Annotated in this window: 16 protein-coding genes; 4 read left to right on the forward strand and 12 right to left on the reverse strand. The window is 40.3% G+C overall.

Annotated elements, in window-relative coordinates; all coding sequences use genetic code 11:
* Positions 1-28 precede the first annotated feature (28 nt).
* On the forward strand, positions 29-838 hold the full coding sequence (locus FZC79_RS07605) for a carbohydrate ABC transporter permease (RefSeq protein ID WP_148946209.1): 810 nt from the start codon (positions 29-31) through the stop codon (positions 836-838).
* 732 nt (positions 839-1,570) lie between these two features.
* On the opposite strand, the gene FZC79_RS07615 is transcribed toward FZC79_RS07605, so the two are convergent.
* The 3 genes from FZC79_RS07615 to FZC79_RS07625 all read right to left on the reverse strand — a co-directional run bounded on the left by FZC79_RS07615 (position 1,571) and on the right by FZC79_RS07625 (position 3,833).
* Positions 1,571-1,831 carry a hypothetical protein gene (locus FZC79_RS07615; RefSeq protein WP_148946211.1) on the reverse strand — a complete coding sequence of 87 codons (261 nt, stop codon included), beginning with the start codon at positions 1,829-1,831 and terminating at the stop codon, positions 1,571-1,573.
* A gap of 193 nt (positions 1,832-2,024) precedes the next feature.
* A complete protein-coding gene (locus tag FZC79_RS07620; protein ID WP_148946212.1) occupies positions 2,025-3,191 on the reverse strand; it encodes an MFS transporter in 1,167 nt (388 codons plus the stop codon).
* 156 nt (positions 3,192-3,347) lie between these two features.
* The gene (locus tag FZC79_RS07625; protein WP_148946213.1) at positions 3,348-3,833 is read right to left on the reverse strand and encodes a sigma-70 family RNA polymerase sigma factor; all 486 of its coding nucleotides are present in this window, start codon (positions 3,831-3,833) and stop codon (positions 3,348-3,350) included.
* Positions 3,834-4,151: 318 nt separating this feature from the next.
* On the opposite strand from FZC79_RS07625, the gene rbsK reads away from it, so the two are divergent.
* Complete coding sequence (rbsK, locus tag FZC79_RS07630; RefSeq protein WP_148946214.1) at positions 4,152-5,015, forward strand: ribokinase; 864 nt, start codon at positions 4,152-4,154, stop codon at positions 5,013-5,015.
* 1,043 nt (positions 5,016-6,058) lie between these two features.
* Here rbsK and FZC79_RS07635 read toward each other — a convergent pair.
* Positions 6,059-7,744: a DUF2339 domain-containing protein gene (locus tag FZC79_RS07635; protein ID WP_148946215.1), complete on the reverse strand. Its 1,686-nt coding sequence runs from the start codon at positions 7,742-7,744 to the stop codon at positions 6,059-6,061.
* Positions 7,745-7,941: 197 nt separating this feature from the next.
* Here FZC79_RS07635 and FZC79_RS23020 point away from each other — a divergent pair, with 197 nt between their 5' ends.
* Complete coding sequence (locus FZC79_RS23020) at positions 7,942-8,097, forward strand: hypothetical protein (protein WP_187442685.1); 156 nt, start codon at positions 7,942-7,944, stop codon at positions 8,095-8,097.
* A gap of 263 nt (positions 8,098-8,360) precedes the next feature.
* On the opposite strand, the gene FZC79_RS07640 is transcribed toward FZC79_RS23020, so the two are convergent.
* Complete coding sequence (locus FZC79_RS07640) at positions 8,361-9,410, reverse strand: hypothetical protein (RefSeq protein WP_148946216.1); 1,050 nt, start codon at positions 9,408-9,410, stop codon at positions 8,361-8,363.
* An 11-nt stretch (positions 9,411-9,421) separates the two neighbouring features.
* On the reverse strand, positions 9,422-10,867 hold the full coding sequence (locus FZC79_RS07645; protein ID WP_148946217.1) for an MBOAT family O-acyltransferase: 1,446 nt from the start codon (positions 10,865-10,867) through the stop codon (positions 9,422-9,424).
* Positions 10,868-11,033: 166 nt separating this feature from the next.
* Here FZC79_RS07645 and FZC79_RS07650 point away from each other — a divergent pair, with 166 nt between their 5' ends.
* Positions 11,034-12,221, forward strand: a complete 1,188-nt coding sequence (locus tag FZC79_RS07650; RefSeq protein WP_148946218.1) for an acyltransferase — start codon at positions 11,034-11,036, stop codon at positions 12,219-12,221.
* A gap of 972 nt (positions 12,222-13,193) precedes the next feature.
* Here the strand turns inward: FZC79_RS07650 and FZC79_RS07655 are convergent.
* The 6 genes from FZC79_RS07655 to FZC79_RS07680 form a co-directional block, all read right to left on the reverse strand.
* Complete coding sequence (locus tag FZC79_RS07655; protein ID WP_148946219.1) at positions 13,194-14,234, reverse strand: glycosyltransferase family 4 protein; 1,041 nt, start codon at positions 14,232-14,234, stop codon at positions 13,194-13,196.
* Between the two features lie 239 nt (positions 14,235-14,473).
* The gene (gene csaB / locus FZC79_RS07660) at positions 14,474-15,550 is read right to left on the reverse strand and encodes a polysaccharide pyruvyl transferase CsaB (protein WP_148946220.1); all 1,077 of its coding nucleotides are present in this window, start codon (positions 15,548-15,550) and stop codon (positions 14,474-14,476) included.
* Positions 15,550-17,571 (reverse strand): DUF5693 family protein, encoded by a 2,022-nt coding sequence (locus tag FZC79_RS07665; protein ID WP_148946221.1) that lies wholly within the window; start codon positions 17,569-17,571, stop codon positions 15,550-15,552. Before FZC79_RS07665 ends, csaB begins: the two co-directional genes overlap by 1 nt.
* A gap of 30 nt (positions 17,572-17,601) precedes the next feature.
* A complete protein-coding gene (locus FZC79_RS07670) occupies positions 17,602-19,170 on the reverse strand; it encodes a putative polysaccharide biosynthesis protein (protein WP_148946222.1) in 1,569 nt (522 codons plus the stop codon).
* Positions 19,167-19,895: a WecB/TagA/CpsF family glycosyltransferase gene (locus tag FZC79_RS07675; protein WP_148946223.1), complete on the reverse strand. Its 729-nt coding sequence runs from the start codon at positions 19,893-19,895 to the stop codon at positions 19,167-19,169. Before FZC79_RS07675 ends, FZC79_RS07670 begins: the two co-directional genes overlap by 4 nt.
* Positions 19,896-20,066: 171 nt before the next feature.
* The gene (locus tag FZC79_RS07680; protein ID WP_148946224.1) at positions 20,067-22,010 is read right to left on the reverse strand and encodes an S-layer homology domain-containing protein; all 1,944 of its coding nucleotides are present in this window, start codon (positions 22,008-22,010) and stop codon (positions 20,067-20,069) included.
* Between the last annotated feature and the right edge of the window lie 78 nt (positions 22,011-22,088).

The raw sequence follows: 22,088 nt of genomic DNA on the forward strand, positions 1-22,088 counted from the left end.
GATTTTTTGAAAAAAGGAGGGGAAATCCATGAAAGTAACAAAAGGTTTCCTTAACGTAATTTATGCCTTGCTGATAATTATTCCAGTCATCGCCATCTTCTTCGCGACCTTCAAGTCAAACGCGGAGATGTATCAGGATGTACTCGGACTTCCGGAAAGCTTCAATTTTGGGAACTATGTCTCGATGTTTTCTGAGGAATCAATGGATGTTTACTTTTGGAACAGTGTCATCGTAACCTTAATTGGAGTAAGTCTGACATTATTTTTCTCAAGTTTGATCGCCTTTGCCATCACCCGGATGTCGGGCTGGCCGGGGAGAATCCTTTTCGGCTTGTTCACATTGGGAATGATGGTTCCAGCGCAAGTGAACATGATTCCGCTCTATCAACTAGTCTTTGATTTAGGGCTGACCAACAGTCTGACAGGGTTGATCCTGGTCAACATCGCAGTCACCTTGCCAGTGGCAGTCTTCATCCTGACCGGCTTCATGAAATCACTCCCAAGCTCGCTGTTTGAAGCCAGCCGGATCGACGGTGCTTCCAACTGGCAGATGTACGCAAAGGTGGCCATTCCGTTGTCACTACCATCCCTCTCGGCTACGGCCATATTCCTGTTCGTGATGATGTGGAATGACCTTCTGTATCCATTGCTGTTCATCACAGACAAGGATTATAAAACCTTGCCGCTTGCTCTGCTGGAATTTCAGGGCGAGTACATGACCAACTATCCAATGCTCTTCACTGGAGTTATTATCGCATCAGCTCCAATGGTCATCGCCTATATCTTCCTGCAGCGTTACTTCGTTGCCGGTATGATGGCAGGTTCATTAAAAGGGTAAAAGTCTGAGGTTTCCTCGGGCTTTTTTTTCTGTCTTATGGGGCGGTCCCTTCGTAATTTGCCGGAGTGCAGCACCTTAATAGGTTCGTTGATAGATTGTCTCTAATCGTTGATAGAATCTAATTTTCGTTGATAGACTTTCAGAAATCGTTCATAGAATCCTTCTTTTCGTTGATAGTGCGGCTAATTTCGTCGATAGAAAGCAGAAAAACCAAGGCAAGCTTCCGCTAAATGGCGAGGCAAGAGCAGTTTGGTTGATAGAAGGGGAAAAGTGGTTGATAGAATGATGAAGATGGTTGATAGAAACCTCACACCCGTTCCAAAAGAACTTGTAACCTGTCACTTTGAACAACCCCATAGACTAATCTCAGCCCCAAGATTAGAACAGCAGCAGCACTGCCCAGAGAATAAGCTCAAGAAAAAAACGATCACTCTTTAGAGTAATCGCCTTCATGTAAATCTTACTTCTTCTTTAAGCTGTACCCTATTAGGCCCAATCCTATTAAGCAGGAAATGATGGATATAGTTACTGGAATGGCGCCTACCTCTATAAGAGCAGTTCCGAAAACGCCATACCTGCTATCCCATCCCTGACCTCCATCTCCTGACAAAACCTGCGAGTAAACAGAGGCTGCTATAATGGCAGCTCCGTACAAAATGGCGCTCGATATAAGTAACATTATTCCGATCTGGGTATTTTTAATAGTGACTCCTCCGTAATAGTTAAAATGAATCAACTCATGCGTTTCTGCCAAAAGAAATAAGAAATCGAAAAAGTGCTGACGGCCAAGCATAAAAGAGCGATTCCTACTATTAAGGGAATGTAGGTCCAAGCACGGGTTAATTCGTCCGAGACCATCCACACATCCTCATTGCCCACCCTGGAAAGACTGGATGCGATTCGGCCGCCAAAGCCGGACAGGATAACAAACAGAAAACCAAACAAAAAACTCCAGGTCGGGACGCCAAAGGTTTTGAAAGCAAGATTTTTCAAGATGATTTCTCCTTTTACTAAGATGAAACTATTATAACTCTTTTATTGAAGCAAGAGAATTACTTTTTTGAAAATTATAACAATTTTATTTATGCCTTAAGATCTCTTTTTTCTTAAGGTTTAACTAATTCTCATAAGGGGAAAAGAAAAAGAGCACTGAACCGTATAACCAGTTCAATGCTCCTACATCAATCTAACCTAAAGCCTTGCGCACAACAAAGGCTTTTTCATATTTAGCATACATATACCCGCCAAGCACAATCGCCGGGATGACAACGACAGCCATTCCCAGGAAGGCATAGCCCGGTGCGTAGTCATACAGGAATCCGCCAACGAAGGTCAGAACAGCGGTGCTTAATCCTGTACCCAGTGCTGTGTACACACCCTGTGCGGCCGGAACATCCTTGCTTTCCAGCTCTTCGTAAATCAGTCTCATAAAGGCGTAGTGTGTAAGCCCAAAAGTGAAGGCGTGAAGTAGCTGTGTCGCAATAAACACGGACACGCTCGGGAATAAGAACAGCATCGTCCATCTTAAGACAGCTGCCGAGCCGGCAACCATGAACATAATGGAAATGGATCGGCCTTTTAAAAACTTATCAGATAGGGTAAAGAAAAGGATTTCAGCGATAATCGCTACATTGAGCAGCACCCCGATATAAAGGTTGCTGACGCCCAATTCCTTCAGGTACAACACGCCATAATTGTAGTAGGCAGCGTGAGTTCCCATTAAGAAAACGACGATTCCCATTGCCAGTACGAACTTTTTGGACTTGAATAAATTGCGGTATGACATCCGTTCCTGTCCACGAGGCGCACTCATGGATTCCGGAAGCTTTTGCAAAGAAGAGATCAGGATAATGACAATCCCCGCGAACATCATATAGATGACGGCACCTTCACTGAAAATCGAGGTAACTACACCTGCCAGAAGCAGTGCAACGGTGTATCCGATCGATCCCCACGATCTGCTTTTTCCGTAATCAATTTTATCTTTTTTCATCATGACCGCCGCCATGCTTTCAACAAGCGGCATTACCATAGGATAGACCAGGCTGAAAATCACCATGCAGGCCAGCATCCCGATATATGAACTTAATGGAAAGAATAATAATAGTGACAGGCCTGACCCGATGACAATGATGCGGGCGAGTTTTCCAAGCGGAAATCTCTGGCTCAAGGTTGGAAATAGATAGAAGCTTGAAAACGAACGGGCAATCATGCCGGCAGCAATCAGTGAAGACGCCGTGGCAATGGAAAAGCCTTTGCTTTCAACAAGCCATGCAGTCCAGTAAGGTACGAAAATGCCCCAGGTGAAAAAGATTGCAAAGAATTGAATGGACAGCCAGTTTTGTTTCTTCATAAAAAGAAGAAATCCCCCTTATGTATTGGTTGAGTGAATGGTTACTTGTATAATCAAGAATTCATTATACGCCTGGCTAAAAGCGGATACAAGGGGGTATCTGGGAAAATAGTGGGTGGTCGCGCTTACATTCCCGGCGCATCAACACGGAAAAAATTAATACAAATTTTGCAGGTCTTTTCTGATCTTTTCTTTAGCTCCGGACCGCCATTTTTTTACGGCAGAAGGAGACACGTTTTCCACCTGGGCAATCTCTTTTAAGGTAAGACCGTCCAGGCAAGTATAAACCACCCATTTGGTTTGATTATCGTTTAACTCATGACAGTAAGACAGCAGCAGCTCAGCTTCCAAAGGCACATCCCCATTGGGATCCTCGATATATTCCCAATACACTTCCTTAGGTGTGCTGTGACGTTCTTTATTTAGAATGCTTCTCTTCATTTCATCGAGAAATCGTCCCCTAATGTAAGAGTAGGCATAGCTCGAAAAGTGGCCTTTTTCTTCGTTGAATCGCGTTGCTGCCTCCCAAAGGGCAATCAATCCAATTTGGTAAAATTCATCTTCGTTTTTATAAACGTGGAGAGTGTTCATCACTTTGTAAATCATTGGCTCATATTGAACTGCGATCTCCTCAAAATTCATAGTTCTTTCCCTTTCAGGAAAGCGCGCTTTCACTAGAGTATTCCCGGGTGTGTTCATCATACGTTTCTGGAAGTAGTCTGACGAATCGCTAAAAATCCGTTTTCACCCTAAGAAAACGGCTTTTTATTGACCCGAAAAGTGCTTTTCCAGCAGAAAAAAGGGCAGAAAAAGTCATTATCTCTTATAATCAAAAAACTTTACCACTTTAAAGCGCGAAGAGGGACAGTCCCTCTTCGTGCTTTAAAGTGGTAAAGCATCTCAGGATTTACTTCAATTTTTCTTTAAGAGATAATGAAAGAGGAAAGAGGGTGGAACTGAATGATAACGGTTATTGAAAGTATCAATATGGATTTGGTGACCATCACGGGGAAGGATCCCACGTGGGGAGAGACAGTCATCGGTGACCGGTTTCATACCAGTTTTGGCGGAAAGGGTGCCAACCAGGCCGTGGCTGCTGCACGATTAGGAGCCCAAGTTCAAATGATCGGAGCAGTCGGGGACGATTTTTATGGAAAAGAATATATGAAGCATCTGGAAAAAGAGGGTATCCGCACAGAATTCATCAAAGTGATAAACGGAGAACAAACAGGAATCGCCGCCATCACCGTTCACGATAGCGAAAATAAAATCATTGTAGTACCGGGAGCCAACTCCCATATAACTCCACAGGTAGTGGAAGAATATAAGGAAACAATCTGTAAAAGTAAGTGGCTGCTTCTTCAACTGGAACTTCCCTTGGAAAGTGTAAAAAAGGCCATAGACATAGCTCATTCCAATGGAGTGAAAATAATCCTTAACCCTGCGCCCTACAGCAGCATTCCTTGGCAGTGGATAGATAAAGTAAATTACCTTACACCTAATGAAATAGAAGCAGTCCAATTACTGCAAGAAAACGCTGCCCACTCTGATCAGCTATATCAAAAACTCATTATTACAAAGGGCAAGGATGGGGTTCTGCTTCATCCGGACGGAAAGAAAGTAGAGATACCTGCAAAAAAAGTGAGCGCTGTTGATACAACTGGTGCCGGTGACACCTTTAATGGAGCACTGGCTGCCGAGCTGGATGAAGGATCAAGTCTTAAGGACGCCTGCATCGTCGCATGTAAAGCGGCCACAAAATCGGTGATGATATTGGGTGCCCAAGAAGGAATGCCGACTAGGGAAGACCTTTTGAAACAATGATGGACTGGAAACCTTAAATACACCTAAATATTTTTAACAGTTAAAACCCAGAGCTAATGACCCTGGGTTTTAATTTTATATTCTCTTCTTAATCCGTTTCTAGAATGCCCCTAGACACCACCTCAACTGAATTTCCCTGAGGTACTGGTCTCTACAATGCCCCTGACACCACTTCAACTGGTTTTCCCTGAGGTACTGGTCTCAAGAAAGCTTTTAGACACCACTTCAACTGGTTTTCCCTGAGGTACTGGTTTCTAGAAAGCTTTTAGACACCGCCTCAAACTGAATTGCCCTGAGGTACTGGTCTCTAAAAAGCTCCTAGACACCACTTCAACTGTAATTTCCTGAAGTACTGGTCTCTAAAAAGCTCTTAGACACCACTTCAACTGGTTTTCCCTGCAGTACTGGTCTCTAGAATGCTGCTAGACACCACTTCAGCTGAATTTCCCTGAGGTACTGGCCTCTAAAAAACTCCCAGACACCACTTCAACTGTAATCCCCTGAAGTACTGGTCTCTAAAATGCTCTTAGACACCACTTCAACTGAATTTCCCTGAGGTACTGGTCTCTAGAAAACTCCCAGACACCACTTCAACTGAAATTCCCTGAGGTACTGGTCTCTAGAATGCTCCTAGACACCACTTCAATTAAATTTCCCTGCGGWACTGGTCTCTAGAATGCTCCTAGACACCACTTCAACTGAATTCCCCTGCAGTACTGGTTTCTAAAAAGCTCTTAGACACCACCTCAACTGAATTTCCCTGCAGTACTGGTTTCTAAAAAGCTCTTAGACACCACCTCAACTGAATTTCCCTGCAGTACTGGTTTCTAGAATGCTCTTAGACACCACTTCAACTGGTTTTCCCTGCAGTACTGGTTTCTAGAAAGCTCTTAGACACCACTTCAATTAAATATCCCTGCAGTACTGGTCTCTAGAATGCCGAAAAAAGCAGGACTAATTCATATGAGAATTAGCCTGCTTTTTGTAATATTCTATCCCAATACGAAACCACCTTACCAGCAGGCTAATGTTTATAATTAAACCTACTCCGACTTCTTATAATAAAAACGTGAAAGGGCAATCCCCACACCCCCCAGAGCGATGAATAACACAGCGCGAACTAGTATGGAAATATACGCGATATCGATAAAAATAACTTTTACGAGTGTTAGGAAAATCAGGACAATCCCCAGCAAGCGGATCTTTTTATCTTCTCTTGTCACCCCGATAATCACACCAATGATGGAGTAGAGTGCCCAGAGACCAGAAATGATCAAGCTTTGAATATCAGAAGAATACCCTTCTGTGGCTGCGAGCCCTAGTTGTGTAATAAAGGCCAAAATAAGAACCGCCACTGCTCCAAATAGTATCCGCATTGTCGTTTTGTAATCCAAGAAGCTTTCATAAAAAGCCTGGTTTCTTTCTAAGGTGAATTTCAACCCCCAGCCGGATAGAATCAAAATGAGCCAAGCGGCTGTTTGATAAGAAAAAACATCATATATGTGGTCGGTGATAGTAGCGGTTAATCCGATAAAATAAAGAAATAAAGCCAGCATGGACTGGATTTTCCCTTTTGTCGCTGATCCCGCATACAAGGCGATAACCCCCTGAATCACCAATAGAGCTCCCACTTTTTCGTAGTTCAACAAGTCAGCCAGAAGCAAAGCAAGGGAGTAGGTGGCGACCGGAAGAAGCGTGTGCAGTTTATCCGCTCCTCTTTGCCAATAAGATAAAGAGAGATAAACAGCAGCTGATACTACAAGGAATAAGGTATAGTCGGAATCATCCAGCCACATGACCACCCATCCTTGAGTTAATACAAAGCTCGTAAACAAGGTGGCTCTTTGATAAACAGGAAAAATTTCTTTCGTGACAAACATCCCTAACAGACAAACATGCTGAATAATGATTCCAAGGGCTATTATCTCAACGTCTCCTCCTTGGGTAACGGCATAGACAAACAACGCCGGGTGAAGCAGGATGAAACTGGATAGATACAGCCATTTATATTTTTTATACATAGCGTAGAAGAGCAGGACAATAAAAAACAGCACTTCATAGCCTGTAAACAGCAGTATGTTTGTTGAGGTTCCCTCGATTAAAAAAGGAACAAGGAAGCCGGTAATCGACGAAAGAACTGCAATCGGCTGGGAATTGTGCCTGTCAGATAAGTAAATCCCCAGTATCACCCAGATCACGTTCAATATAAAAGCCAGAAATCCTGGAATAATTCCATAAAGAACATTACCTGCAAATGTACTCAAGATCAGAATGGGGATCGAACCCCCTATGAGGATCTGTCCAAGGGCGTTCCTGCCTTTCTTGACTTGCCTTTCACCCAGCAAAACGAAAAAGCCGGCTAGTGCATACCCGAGCAGGATTCTTATGGGCTCAGTGATCAAGCCGATATCCACCATTGCTTTATAGCCCCATAAAACACCAAGAATAAGCACCAGAATGAATACCCTCGGCAGCCAGACCTGGCCAATCAGTTTTTCATAATCCACGGTAGTGTCTTCATTCTTGGAGACAACAGGATCTGAAGCCTTTTTTTCAAACTGTATGAAGGGTTTCTGATCTTGTTTCTCTATCTTCTGTTTAGGCTCTGTACGGTTAAAGGGGTTACCAGCTGCTGAATGGGAAGAAGTCTTTAATTTCAAAACGTCAATTTGCCTCTCCAACTCTATAACTCTTGTTTCCAATTCTTCTACCTTTTTTTCTAAAGTCATATTGCACCAGCTTTCATTCGAACTCTATCATATTATATCCTAAAGAAAGGGAAAACGGGAGAGGGATTTCCAATTGGCTCGTCAATGATGAATAATGTTTAGATTAAAACTCAGAAAGCTATGAAAACAGCCTGGATCAAATGAGTCTTGAAAAGAGAAACGACTGGTAAAATCTATTTTATTCAGGAGGTGTTTTCATGAATACTCTTATTAAAGTCCTTATGAGTGTATTAATAGTAATCCCTGTCTATGCATTAATTGATTATTATTTCACAGGATTGAATAAATATATACTCTGGGGGATAACAGTGGCAGCAGTATTAGCAGCTAACAAAAAGAACACTGCAACCTGAGGTCTCCCGAGGGAAAAAATGCAACAGCTTCCAGCTCTGCAAAAAGGGATACATAGTGTGAAACCAGGCAATTAATTTCTGAGCGCCGAACTTAAAGCGAAAAAGAGAATTCCTTTTCTGTTTTCTTTTAAACAAAGCAGGCTATGTTACAAAGGAAGATACACGGGTGAAGACCGAAGCAGGGCTGATATCATTGTTATATAACTCCACCATGATAATCAGCCACAAGAGCTGCCTCCCATGTGTTTAAAATGCTAGACCTGTCAATTATTACTAACGGTCCGGTCTCGAACCATATCAAGATGCTTAACGAAGTTATCATCCGTAATATAGACACCAAAATCATCCGGAACCTTTGAAGAATTAGAGTCAGAAAGCTTGTAGGCTATCAGGTCACCCACAGAGGGATAAAAATGATGGCCATCAAAGTAATTTTCAATCTTGTCCGTTACAGAATTGGGATACATGAAATTGTGCACTCCTCCAAAAACTGAGATGGTTTCGCTCAGCCAATACTGATAATCATCAAAGCGGCCCTCCTCAACTAAGGCCGTAAATAATTCGGAAGAGATAGGTGTTGTGAAGATAATGAACTCTGTTTCAGGATTTTCCTTTTTCAGTTGTTGAAGAACTTCCTTAAACTCGGGATTATATTCATAAGTCTTACCGTAAAACACCTTTCTGAATTTCTCAATCTTTTCTTTAGTTTCTTTCTTCTTCGCTTCAAGTTCCAACTCTTTAGCATATGCTACATTTTCACGATTGTAATTCCTTAATTCGACAATTTTATCCTCTTTTGATAAGCGGAAGTTCTTCTTCGCATAGTCGAAGACGTCCTGTGAAAGCAGATTTTTAAATCGATAGAAGGGCTCATTCTGGACTGTAATATACTTTTCCAGAGAAAGTTCCTCACTGCTTTGGTCGACACTGCTTTTGAAAAAGTCGATCCCAATGATGATGCGGTCGAGTGCCTTCCCTCTTTCCTGCTTCGCATAATTGATAAAGCTGGGATATTCCTTAAAGGATAAGTCACTTGCTGAAAAATTATAAACATCCATATTGCCAAACTGATGCTGATCAATATAGGTTGTTCGGCTGCTGCCGATGAGCAATGTATCATAATCAAAATCAGAATAGTGGATGCTGTTTATCTTCTGCTGCCTCTCGTCTATGACAGTTTGAACATTGTTGTAAGTGTGCGAGTGGCTGAATGTCCATAAAGGGTCAATAAGGTAGTTAAAGGAAGCGAAAGAGCCTAATACAGCAATAGTTAATAATAGAAAGGTAAAAATAAAGACTTTATAGTTGTTCATTCGATTTCACCCTAGAAATTAAAATATAAAAACTCTGAAACCTTCTGCAATTGAAAAGCTGAATAGATAAAGAGGATGGAAGCATAAACAGCTGCAGCAGGATTTGGCTTAAGTGATTGAGTCAGTTGAATTGAATTTTTCGACCAAACTGAGATAAACAGCGCAGCCATAGCAAATATAATTGGTTTCCAGGTTTCCTCAGCCAATGAAAAGGTATATATATAGGATGGATCCAGCTTCAATTGCAAAGCTCCAGCAACTGCTTCAGGGACTTTTATGCCATGAAGGCCTGCCATTGATTTTAGAACTTCCACAGCGGTTTGGAAATCCGGCGCTCTGAATAAGACCCATGTCGCGTTAACAAATTGAAAGGTAAGAAACCAGGCGGCTAATTGGTTGAGTCTGAATCCAGCTCTGTTCCAAGCCCTGCTGATCACGCTCGCCAGTCCATGCAGGAGTCCCCAAACAACAAAAGTCCAGCCAGCGCCGTGCCAAATACCACTAATGAAGAAAATGATTATTATATTTGTATACGTTTTAAGATGTGTGCCCCGGCTTCCGCCAAGAGGAATATAGATATACCTTGTTAAGAAGTGAGACAAGGTAATATGCCACCTTCGCCAAAAGTCTTGAATAGTAAGAGCTTTATAGGGGGAGTTAAAGTTCATTGGCAATGAAATATTAAAAAGCAAAGCAGCCCCTATTGCCATATCTGAATACCCGCTGAAATCAAAATAAAGTTGAAATGTATAGGACAGGGATGTGATCCAGCCGTCAAAAAAAGTTAAAGAGTCTGCAGAAGAGAACCCATTATTTGCCCAAATTGAGAACGTGTCTGCAATGGCAACTTTTTTGAATAAGCCGATAGAGAAAATGAAAATACCCATAGCTATATTTTTCCCATTTGGGTTTCTATTTAGGGCATTTTGAAATTGTGACATGACTTGAGAATGGTGCACAATAGGTCCCGCAATCAATTGAGGGAAAAAAGTAACAAATAAAGAATAATTCAAGAAGTTATATTCCTTTGTTTCACTTCTATAAGAATCGACTAAATAAGCAATCTGCTGAAAGGTATAAAAGCTGATAGCCAGAGGGAGCAGCAGATGCAGAAGGTTAAAATTAGCGTTAAACACAAGGTTTAGATTCTGAATAAAGAAGTCGTAATATTTGAAGAAGCCCAGTAAACTAACATTGAAAACAATACCACTTGTGAGCAGGATTTTTTTTCTTTTTAGACTGAATTCTTTTCCCAGGAAAGAGCCAATAAAAAAATTAACGGCCAGCGATGACAGAATAAGCGGAAGATAAGCGGGATTCCACCAGCTGTAAAAAAAAATAGAACTTAGCAGCAGCCAAATCTTCGCCAATGTAAAGTTGACCTTATTCAGGAAGAAATAAAAGATTAAGACGAATGGAAGAAAAACAAAAATAAACTCAAATGAGTTGAATATCATAAAAAGTTCCTCCTAAAAGCATCTAAAAGCATCGTATCAAAGAATGCCCAGATAATCATACTATACACTTTCCGGGTGTACAATAACCATTCAAATTAGCAGATGAGACTGTCAAAATAATTATTGAAATTATAAGGATATGACATAAATCTATGAAAATGTTAAAATGGACAGGTTAAAAAAACAGGAAGTGGGTGACATAATGTCGCAGATAAGAAAAAAAAGAGGCCTGGATGAAATCCAACTGGCAAGAGCTTTTGCTATTCTGGCAGTATTAATAGTACACTCAACATCCACTGGAGTAACCACAACTCCTACTGACTCTGTGCTATTTCCATTATATAACTTTTTTAATATAGCAGGAAAACTTGGAACACCTACATTTATTATGTTGAGCAGTTTTGTATTGTTCTATAATTATTATCCTCGAGAAACAAATAGGAATTTAATAATAAACTTCTACAGTAAGAGACTTAAGTTTATTCTTATTCCATATGTGGTTTTCTCTGTCCTCTATTTTGGTGTAAAATGGTTTGTTTATTATGATTATCCAAGTATTGAGTTTGCCCTGAATAAATTGGGATATCAACTAGCTTTGGGAACAGCGCACCCGCATTTATATTTTGTTTTTATTAGTGTTCAACTTTATCTCATATTTCCTTTGTTATTACTGATGTTTAAAAAATCGAATTTTTTGAGAAAAAATGCATGGTGGATTGGGATTTTGATACAGTGGGTATGGGTTATCTTAAATAAAAATTATTTCCATATCACTATTAAAGGGTCTATATCACTTTCCTATATGTCTTTCTATTTTATCGGTGCTTATCTGGGCATATACTATAATGATATAAAGAGCAAGATGAAAGATCCTTTATACAGAGATAAAGTCCTTATTCCATTATTTATCGGCTATGGGGCTATGGTTGTACTTTATACCGGTTTCAGATACTTGGTTCGGGTAGAAGCATACCCTGTGTTCCAAGGCAATCTGCCTGAGTTAGTTAGGGCTTATATCTATGAATTTACTTGGGCGAATCATGCCCTACTTGCAGGATTGGTTTTATTTTATCTTGCCCATATTGCTAATAAAAAGTTCAGCGAGCGAACGAAATTACTTTTTCTTGAAATTGGAGCGACTTCATTTGGAATTTACCTGATTCATCCACTCTTGCTTATGGTCTTCAGGCAACTTGTGTCAACTGGCAGCCCTTTAATATTCCATGGTTGGCAGCTTGTCACATTTGTTCTCATAAGTCTGCTGAGTTGGGCAATTGTGAGATTCACTTTTCGATTTATTCCGTATTATTGGATTATATTTGGAAAGCTTCCTGAGCGGCAGAAGCAGACTTGAATTAAGGAAGAGAAGACTGATAATGAGTGAAAGTACTCTTAGAGCAAAACATTCTTAATTATGCCAAGTCGAGGGTAATTGGTCTCTGAATAATTTTAAAGGCTCTATTCGTAAACTTTGTTGCTAGTTTAATTTAAATCTCGAAAACTAACGCCATAACAGAGCGAAATATCCTTGAAAGCAAAAAAAAAAGAACAACTCCGATTCCAGGGAGAAAAACCGGCACTTGGGATTTTTTCAAAAGCAACAATTTATGAGAGAACAGTCATTATATAAAACCAGCAGCTTTAATGGCTGCTGGTTTTATATTTATTTAAAAAATATAAATGTACACTTTTATATACAAATAGATAGCGCAAATGAAAGGAATACTATAAGTCACTATCTTACTTCTGAGAGTAATCTTCTTATCGTTTTTAAAAAGAAGTAACAGTTTTTGTAACAGAAAAGTGAAAATCAGCAGAAATACTAATAGAGAAAGAGGTAACAATCCCTGATAGATGATTTTTTGAGTAATAGTAATATCTCCTGGATAACTGGAAGCTGCATAACTTCTATTAAATTCCACAAACATGTAACTGGCTAATGACCAATAATATGTAATTATGGAAGCGAGAAAGATCTGGATGATAGTAAACACATACATATACTCACCCCGGTTTGTACATTTTTTTAGTGAAAAATTCTGCTCTGAATTCTATGTTTACTACTTTAAGTGTTATAGATTTAATAGACAATAGTAAAGAATACTTCTATTGATAAGGTAGAAATAATCTTGATTAATATCTTAGAGGCTGATAACTGCATTGACATCAGTAAAATAGTAATACTGGGGTGATTTTGACATTGGGTATGTGTGTGAACTGGTGACGGCCGGTACAGTCTTCTATCCTTGTAATTTCAATCGTGATAACAGTTATTACACATCCGAATAGAAAAACGGCCTGGAGAGGTATCCAGGCCGTTTTTCTATTATCTTCTTCCACGCATCAAGTTTAAAATCGGACGATAGTTCGAACCTATTAATCCAATGACTTCTACAAACAATTCAATGGCCAGTAACATGATGGCCAGGACGAGGATAGCACCCCATTGAGTAGACATTGAGAATATTAAGGCTGTCATACCGAACAAAGCGGCAATAAGATAGATGACAAGTACCGTCTGTTTATGAGAGAGCCCAAACCGTAATAGGCAATGATGTAAGTGAGACTTATCTGGTGCAGACAATGGCTGTTTGTTATAGAGTCTTCTAATTATCGCAAAGAATGTATCAGAAATTGGCACGCCAAGTATGATAATAGGGATAATGAGTGAGACCACTGTAATATTCTTGAATCCCAAAAGAGCTAATATAGAAATGATAAAACCCAGGAACAGAGCTCCGGTATCTCCCATGAAAATTTTAGCCGGGTGGAAGTTATAAATTAAGAATCCAAGAGTACTAGCTAAGACAATGGCTCCCATAGTGGCAACAAACATATCGCCCATAACAATGGCCATGCCTGAAATTGATATAAGGGCAATGGAAGAAACCCCGGCAGCAAGACCGTCTAGGCCGTCAATCAAATTGATTGCATTGGTAACACCAACGATCCAGAGGATGGTTAAAGGAATGCTCAAGTATCCAAACTCTATCATTCCGCCAAATGGCAGATTGATAAATTCTACTTTTGCTCCGCCCCATAGAACAACCGTCAGAGCTGCAGCAAGCTGGCCCAGCAATTTGGTTTTAGCAGATAGTTCAAACTTATCGTCGAAAACCCCGGTAATAATGATGATAAGGGCACCAACCAGTATAGGAAGGGCATATTCTTCTGTAGGCATCCAAAGGAGGTAGCCGACTAGGAAACTAAGAAATATAGCTAAACCGCCCAATCGCGGCATGATTTTTTGATGGACTTTTCTGTGGTTTGGTTTGTCAGTAGCGCCAATCGCTATTGCGAACTTTTTAACAAGAGGAGTCAGGACGATTGAACTGATAAAACTTGCAATCAAAATAATGTATAACATTTGGATCCTCCTTGGGATGAACGTTCCCTGTTTGGTTTTGTGAATTGTATAACATCTTTCAGGATTATATCACAATAAGTGAAAATTTGTCATGTGTGATTTTGATAATCCTTTATTAAGTTATCAAACAAGGAACCTGCTAGTCTACAATTTTCGCAAAAAATAAATAAATAGTAGGGTAAATGGTGGATAATCCCGAGAAAAAAAGAAAACCCAGGACATCTGTCCCGGGTTTATCTCTAGGATGAAAACACCTCTATTGCCATTTGAGCAGTGTTTCTTGCTGCCTGCTGCTGCGGATGGACAAGTTCTTTTAATTTTTGGCGGGAAGTATTCTCATCCTCCAAAAGTTGTTTGGCTGCGTTTACGATGTGGTCCTCGTTCCAATTGTTTTCATCTACATGGCCTGCCACCGGCTGATCACATATAGAGGCAAATGAATCAATTTTTGGATCATATGATATAGCGACAAAAGGTACATAATTAATCGCAGAGAATATTAAAGAGTGAAGCCGCATTCCTACAAGCAAGCGAGACTGGCCTATGATAGCAATCTTTTCTTGTATGGAAGCATCATAAGGGGCAATGAAGCTCTCTGCACTCATTAACTGTGATACTTCTTGTGAAGCTGCTTCATCATGTTCTCCATGCATAGGGAGGAAAACAATTGAATTTCCTTCTTGTGATATCTGGTCCAGAGCCTTTGCGACTTTTTCTTGAAAAGGTACTTCTGTTGGCCAATCCCGGACACTAACGGAGATAAAGGATTTCAGATCACTTCTACTCTGAAGCCACTCACTTCTGTATGTGGAGGCCTCCAATCCCATGACGGGATCAGGTACAAGGGAGATAGTCTTCCTAACGCCAATTCTATCTAATAAGCCTTTGGAATCCTCGTCCCTGACAGTAATTTGAGAGGCTTTGTTGAGACTCCTTTTTACAAGCCATTTACTCAGGCTGTGATTAATTGGCCCCATGCCTTGTGCATAAATAAAAACGGGTGTCTTATGCCAGTAGGCAATTCTCATAATCCCAGTGTAATAAGGTATGGATTTCATACCGGTTTTATCCTGCAACAGACTGCCGCCTCCGCTTATCAATCCGTCAGCAGACTTGATTACTTGTGAAACTTCTTTCATTTTCCACCGATTAACGGCATTAACGTTATAAGTGTCTGAAGTATGCTGTGGATCATTTGTTAAAACACTAATTTTTATTTCCGGCTGACTTTCCCTTAAAGCAGTAATGATGGAGAAAAGGATTGCTTCATCTCCTACATTGTCAAACCCATAATAACCTGATAATACTACATGCATTAGGTCCACCTCTTAGCTGTGCTGTATATAAGTTTTACAATTCGTTTTAAAAGGCTCAAAATAAATCTTAGGATTGGCTTGCGCTTTTTGTATAGATATATCAGGAAAAGCCCGATAAGATAGCCAAGAATGATGCTGTAAACTGTTCGCAAAGTTGAAATATACAAAGGAATGTGAAAATGATTGAATGTATTCATTATTGACAAGAAGCCAATCGTTCCAGGTATCAGAAGAATGATTCCCCACGTCTTCTTAGCCCCAATCAGATACAGGCCGAGTATATAAAGAGGGAAACCAATTAAAAATTCCTTGGTGCGCGGTCTTACGAACAGCAATTCTTCAAGCTTCTGTCTAATGCTTATTTCTAACGTACTAGCCGTGCCGGAGTTCCCCGATCGGTCCAGATAATAATCTCCCACTAAAGCAACGATTACCAGAATACCTATGAATATTACAAAGAATAATAGGTGGCCGTAGAGAACAGGTTTATCTAAAGAAATTGAGAATTTTATTTCTTTAGGAAGCTTAGAATCTTTTATGACTTTTACTAAAATATATAAGGTAATAACAGCAATCGGGATTATATACACAAGTATTACTGCACGGAACATTTCCAATCCAAGAATGAATTCACTACCATTAAGCAGACCGACTACCAATAAAATTCCTATTATACTGATTCCAATTGATTTCAAGTAAGTCAGTGTTAGTTTTCCAATCTTATCAGTAGAATTCTTTTCCGGAGCCAATACGGCGAAGATTGGTGTAAGAACCGCAATCAATAATGCCGCAGCTTGAAGTAGTATCAACCTGTTAGTGAAAATATATAGTAATGCCAATACTGCTATTACAGCTAATGCGGTGATTGAGATTTTCACATTGGCGAAACTTCTTACAGCCAGGAAAGCAAAGGCTGCAGAACCAAGTAACACACAAACCGTCAGCCAGAGTGGGGGACTGAAATACTCAAAAGGTTCCGGAGGACCATATGAGTATAAATCCGGCATTTGAGCTCTAACGTCAGTAATGAAATCTGTTGCCTCCTTTAAGCTCTCTGCTGGTTCTACAAACTTTCCATTTGGTTCTTGAGGATCTGTGTTGGCCATATTATAGAAAATTACTTTATGGTTACGTTCTTTTACTGCTCTAATAGCCTGGCTAACTATCTCATCTTCATCTTTACTAGTCTTGTTAACGTTAATACTATGAAGACGAATCACATCATAATCTAAATGAGAGGAAAGTTCATCAAATCCGTCTTGTTGATAGCCCTCTATAAATAGGGAATTGATGTCGTTATCAGCCAAACGTTGAGAGTAATTCACTAACTCGGTGGTATCTTCAGAATCCTCGGAATGGCCAATTGTCTGCTTCCCATCGAACAGAACAAGGGGGCGATCTTTATCATATACTTGTAAAAATTCATTGAAAGTAACTTCATTAATATTTGGCTCAGAATTTTTCAAGCGCAAGATATAGTTTAAATCATGATTTTTTACCTGCTCAATGGCACTTTGATTAAATCCTAACGGAGCATATCTAACCGAACCCTCATCTTTGTCTTGATGTACAAAAATAAGGTTCCTCTCTCCTATCGCTATGTCAACTGTATCAAAAATCTCTTGAATTTTAGCGATGTAAAAGGGATCTTCAGGAACTGAAATATAAATCCCTTCATCTTCAAATAGAAGATCTTCGTCCAAGTTATTGAAGAATATCAGCTCTTCTATCTGTCTCTTAGTATATACATTGAAAAATCCTTGTTCTTCCCATTTGTCTATGGAACCAGGCTCCATACTGACGGTTGCCAGCCCTGAGGATTTCAAGGAAGATAAAACCTCATCTATGCTATACGTGTCTTCCTCTCCATGTTGAGTCAGTTCCATAATTTGATGATAGGGAATGATAATTTCATAATTATCATTGGAAACCTCTGTATTCCATCGCTCATATGTCCAGGGGATGGAAATAATGACTGCTAAAAGTGTAATAATCCAAAACCAACGGGGGTTTATCTTCAAGATTTAACATCCTTTCTTGCTGATTATATTTTAGGAAGAAGCCTTTTTAAGCATCTTTCCTATAATGGGAAGGTTAAGTAGCTCTTTTTTACTTATTGCTTTATAAAGAATTAATTGAAGGGCATACAGTACTCCGCCTGCAATAATAGCTGCCAAAACATATACCAAGGCTATCATTCTTGTCCAGTTCTCAATTTCAAATAGCAGAGTTGGCAGTCCAATAACCAATCCCATCACAACAGAGGAAATGATGATTTTGACAGTGTTACTATTCCCAAAACTGAACTTTATCTTTCTGTTGATGAAGTAGGAGTTCAGAATGAATAACAGCATATACACGAGCAGAGTCGATAGGGCTGCACCCTCCAGCCCCCAGATGTTTATAAGAAAAATATTAGAGAATATTTTAATTGTAACTCCGGCAACAATCAGTATGGCAGCCTGGCCAGCAAGATTCATTCCTTGAAGTATTCCGGTTCCCAGTACTGTAAGAGAAGTGAACACTGAACTGAAGCCGATGATGGCCAGCATTAAGCTGCCCTCCAAGTCAGTGAAAAGTGCTAAATTCAGAGGCAGGGTTAGGGCTAGTAGTCCAAATGCCGCCGGCCATGATACTAAGTGTGTGATTCTGTGTGTTCTCTCTATAATTTCTGTTGTTTTAGTATAATCTTTTTCTGCGAGCTTCTTAGTAATTAGAGGAATTAAAGGCAGAACGATCGATGTAGCGAACACCGTTGCAATCTGAACTAATGCCAGCCCTCGTCCATAGATACCATATAAATAATTGATATTTCCCTGATCTGCCCCAGCTGTTCTAAGCCCAACCGGAATGGTAAGGGAATCAACAAAATTGAGCAGCGCCATAGTAATGGCACCGACACATATTGGGATGGAAATTTTAAGGATGACCTTGCTCCATTTAGAGAATGCCGGATATGAGTACTTCTTTTTTGAAACAGGTTTCAAACCAGACTTATTAAAGATAACTCTTAAGTATAATAAGGAAAAAACTGCTCCAACTATAGAGCCGGCCATTACTCCTCCAGACACAATTTGGTCAGAATAGTTTTGAGAAACAAGATAATAGGCTATTGCCAGAATCAATCCCACTCTTATGAACTGTTCTAATACTTGTGAAAGTGCCGTCGGGCGCATATCTTCGTATCCTTGGAAGAAGCCCCGGTAAACAGCCATATAAGGAGCCACTAAGAGAGTTGCCGAGACAACTATAAGTGACAACCGTGTGCTGGGCCCTCCTAATGCCGCAGCGATAGGGGATGAGAAGCTATAAATGAGAATAAAGCTTAAAATTCCAAAGAGCAGCCCTAAAATACCTGCGGTAATATATATTTCCTTGATATCATCCTCGTTATTTTTGATTCTTGCCTCAGCTATCAATTTTGATATCGCAATGGGAATACCCGCAACGGAAAGAATCAAAGCGACCATGTAGACCGGATAGACCAAGCTGAAGATTCCTAATACCTCATCGCCTGCAATGTTCTGCAGGGGGATTCTGAAAATACTTCCTAATACCTTTGAGACCAGAGTCGCAGCAGATAGTATTAGTGTACTCTTAATAAAGGAAGACTTACTCATTGCTTTTTAGCCTTCATTTTCAGGACTTTGACAGCAAACCGCGGAAGAGCAAGCATCCGTTTCCATCTGCTTGGCTGCTTTACTAGACGGTAAAACCACTCCAAATTCATCTTTTGCCATATTTCCGGTGCCCGCGGAACTGTGCCGGCAACCACATCAAAACTGCCGCCTACTCCGATAAAGACTCCATGGCTGAATTCTGCGAAGTTCTGAGAAATCCATTCTTCCTGTCTTGGTACGCCCAATGCTACAAAAATGATGTCGGGCTGCAGGGATTGAATCTCACTGGCAATAGTGTCGGTATTCCAATCGAAGAACCCATTATGGGAGCCTTTAATCACTAGATTGGGGTACTTTTCCTTAATATTGCTTTGAGCTTTTTGCAGTGTTTCTTCTTGAGCACCAAGTAGATAAATGCTGTAATTTTTTTGGTTGGAGAGTGACAAGAGTTCCACCATCGTATCATATCCTGTTACTCTTTCCGGAAGTGGATTGTTTAAAAGTTGTGCCGCTTTGATTACGCCAATTCCATCTGCTGTAACGTATGTTGCCTTCTGAATGATTTCCATCAGTTCGGGTTCCTCATTTGCTTTCATCACAATTTCAGGGTTGGCGGTTACAACAAAAGTTTTATCCTGCTTCTGAATTCTTTCATCGAGCAGTCGTATAAAACCTTTTTGATCTGTATGTAAAAAAGGGACGCCCATTATATCGACAAATTTCATTAATAAATCTTACTCCTTTAAATAACAGTATGGGTGATACAGTAAGCTATGGGTTACTATCAGTCGAGAAGGTTAGACAGTAATAAGGCTGTTTTCGACAATATTTCAATACCTAATATAACATAAAAAGGGAAGCAACAAATAGTTGTTACTTCCCGGTAAATTGTTCATTTATTTTGCGAGAGGCAGTGCATCAAAACTTCTGCCATATGGCTCATGGCCATGACTGTAGGCATAAGCTTTTGCGTAGTTTTTACCCATAATGTTCTTAGGAGCGATTTCATACCAGATACCCGTTGCGAAAACCTTATCCAGGAATTGAACGGTAGTTCCGTTCTGAGGAATATGATAAAGCTGGTTAGTACTATTGACGACAGCACTTGAGCGGACATTAACAGGAATGTCTGCAACAGAAACTCCAAGATTATACTTGCCGTTTTCTGGAGTGAGGCTGTATTTTTTGCTCAGAAACTTATCTGCCTGGTACATATAGCCTGTTATTTTTTGGCCCCAGTAAGGATCAGATGCGTATCTGACATTCATGCCAGTACTTTTGTTCCCCAGGTGTTCTCCTTCAAAACGAGAGTCACGCTCGTTAAAGTATCCTGTGACGACAGTATCTTCCGCAACTTCTAAAATGCCGGATTCGTAGCTGTCATATGAACGGGCACATTCATATGGGCAGCTGTCGATAGCACCTACTCCAAATAGGTTGTTTTTATCACGTGCAATCTTGCTCTCGCCCCATCTGCTTTCATGAATCGCATGAGCCAGGAAGTAAAGGGCATTGGTGCCGATTTCCTGCTCAGCTTTTTTAAATGCTGAACCTGTTCCAATTAGCGGACTGCCTGGTCTCGCTTGTTTTAGGAAGTCATCCAGCTGTGCGGCTGTATATTGCGTTTTTGCGTAAAGAGGCATACGGTTGAAGTATTGATAGGCATTTCCAACCAAGGCCCCATTTGAATTGTAGAACGTATTTCCATTCCAGCTGTAATACTTATTTCCGGAAGATAGGAAGCTTGGAGCCATTCCATAAATATAACTGCCCCAGCTTTCGGTAATTGGGTTGTAGATCTTGTGAACCAGGTCCCCATTGCTTACTGCATAGTATGATCTGTCCTTGATTAAATGATCTGGAGTCAAGTTGACAGTATCTTTCTTAAGGTAACCAACATAGTCTGCAAGCTGTACTTTCACCCAATTTTCTCCTGAATCGAGGTATTTCATTTCAATACCAGAAGTAGTATAGGAAATATGAGAGCCGAAGCTTTGGTTTGTATAAAGTATGGTGAATTTATTCGATACTGCCATACCTGAATCAATCCAAGCGATCGTATTCCCTTTCAGTACCACTTGATTATTTACAGCTTTGCTTTTCGCTTCTTCCAATGTTTCATACTTACGATGAATAACAGGGTCTTTTCCTTCTTCCAATGTAGCAACCTTGTAATCCAGCGCTTTTGGCGGATAAATGATTTTCAGTGCTCTGTTGATAACAGCAGCTGTTTCTCCTCTAGTCGTATCGTCCTGAGGAGCGAAAAAAACTTTTCCGTTAAGCTGTTTACCCAGCATAACTTCAAGTGAGAGCAAGCGCTGGACTGATTCCACCGCGTAGCTTTGGATTTTATCAGCATCACTAAATCCATCCAGCGGGGCTTCCTCGGTCAATACTCCTTTGGAATTGATGGCATTCATAATCATAACGGCCATTTCTTGGCGTGAAATCTTCTTGTCTGGCTTGTAGGAGCCATCAGGATAGCCGTTTACGATTTTCAGCTCACTGGCGGCTTTGATTGAACTATAGTACCAATCTCCCGCTTCCACATCGGTAAAAAATGTTCCTTCTGAAAGCTGAGCTACAGAAAAATCAGCCTTTGCAAGCTGTTCTATTTCCAGTGCCTTTACTATTAAAACAGCAAACTCAGCGCGTGTAATCGAATCGTCAGGGAGATATTTACCGTTTGCGTAGCCGGTCAGGATTCCTTTCTCAATGAGAGATCTCATATCCTTTTCGAAACGATGGTCAGTGATATCGTCGGCAGCTAAGGCGTTTGAGGGGACAATAAGTGACAAAACCAAGGCAATAAGGACAAATAACATGGGAATTTTTTTCATAATATGCGAAATCCTCCTATATTTTGTGCTATCTATAAATCTAGCAAAATATTGTAAAAAATAATAGAGTTTTTTTAT

The organism is Rossellomorea vietnamensis, assembly GCF_008180615.1.
Taxonomy (GTDB): Bacteria; Bacillota; Bacilli; order Bacillales; family Bacillaceae_B; genus Rossellomorea; species Rossellomorea vietnamensis_D.

What these genes read in the sequence shown, in the direction of transcription:
- FZC79_RS07605 (WP_148946209.1), top strand. Translation starts at nt 29, where the DNA reads ATGAAAGTAACAAAAGGTTTCCTTAACGTAATTTATGCCTTGCTGATA.
- FZC79_RS07620 (WP_148946212.1), bottom strand. Translation starts at nt 3,191, where the DNA reads ATGAAGAAACAAAACTGGCTGTCCATTCAATTCTTTGCAATCTTTTTC.
- FZC79_RS07625 (WP_148946213.1), bottom strand. Translation starts at nt 3,833, where the DNA reads ATGAATTTTGAGGAGATCGCAGTTCAATATGAGCCAATGATTTACAAA.
- rbsK (WP_148946214.1), top strand. Translation starts at nt 4,152, where the DNA reads ATGATAACGGTTATTGAAAGTATCAATATGGATTTGGTGACCATCACG.
- FZC79_RS07635 (WP_148946215.1), bottom strand. Translation starts at nt 7,744, where the DNA reads ATGACTTTAGAAAAAAAGGTAGAAGAATTGGAAACAAGAGTTATAGAG.
- FZC79_RS23020 (WP_187442685.1), top strand. Translation starts at nt 7,942, where the DNA reads ATGAATACTCTTATTAAAGTCCTTATGAGTGTATTAATAGTAATCCCT.
- FZC79_RS07640 (WP_148946216.1), bottom strand. Translation starts at nt 9,410, where the DNA reads ATGAACAACTATAAAGTCTTTATTTTTACCTTTCTATTATTAACTATT.
- FZC79_RS07645 (WP_148946217.1), bottom strand. Translation starts at nt 10,867, where the DNA reads ATGATATTCAACTCATTTGAGTTTATTTTTGTTTTTCTTCCATTCGTC.
- FZC79_RS07650 (WP_148946218.1), top strand. Translation starts at nt 11,034, where the DNA reads ATGGACAGGTTAAAAAAACAGGAAGTGGGTGACATAATGTCGCAGATA.
- FZC79_RS07655 (WP_148946219.1), bottom strand. Translation starts at nt 14,234, where the DNA reads ATGTTATACATTATTTTGATTGCAAGTTTTATCAGTTCAATCGTCCTG.
- csaB (WP_148946220.1), bottom strand. Translation starts at nt 15,550, where the DNA reads ATGCATGTAGTATTATCAGGTTATTATGGGTTTGACAATGTAGGAGAT.
- FZC79_RS07670 (WP_148946222.1), bottom strand. Translation starts at nt 19,170, where the DNA reads ATGAGTAAGTCTTCCTTTATTAAGAGTACACTAATACTATCTGCTGCG.
- FZC79_RS07675 (WP_148946223.1), bottom strand. Translation starts at nt 19,895, where the DNA reads ATGAAATTTGTCGATATAATGGGCGTCCCTTTTTTACATACAGATCAA.
- FZC79_RS07680 (WP_148946224.1), bottom strand. Translation starts at nt 22,010, where the DNA reads ATGAAAAAAATTCCCATGTTATTTGTCCTTATTGCCTTGGTTTTGTCA.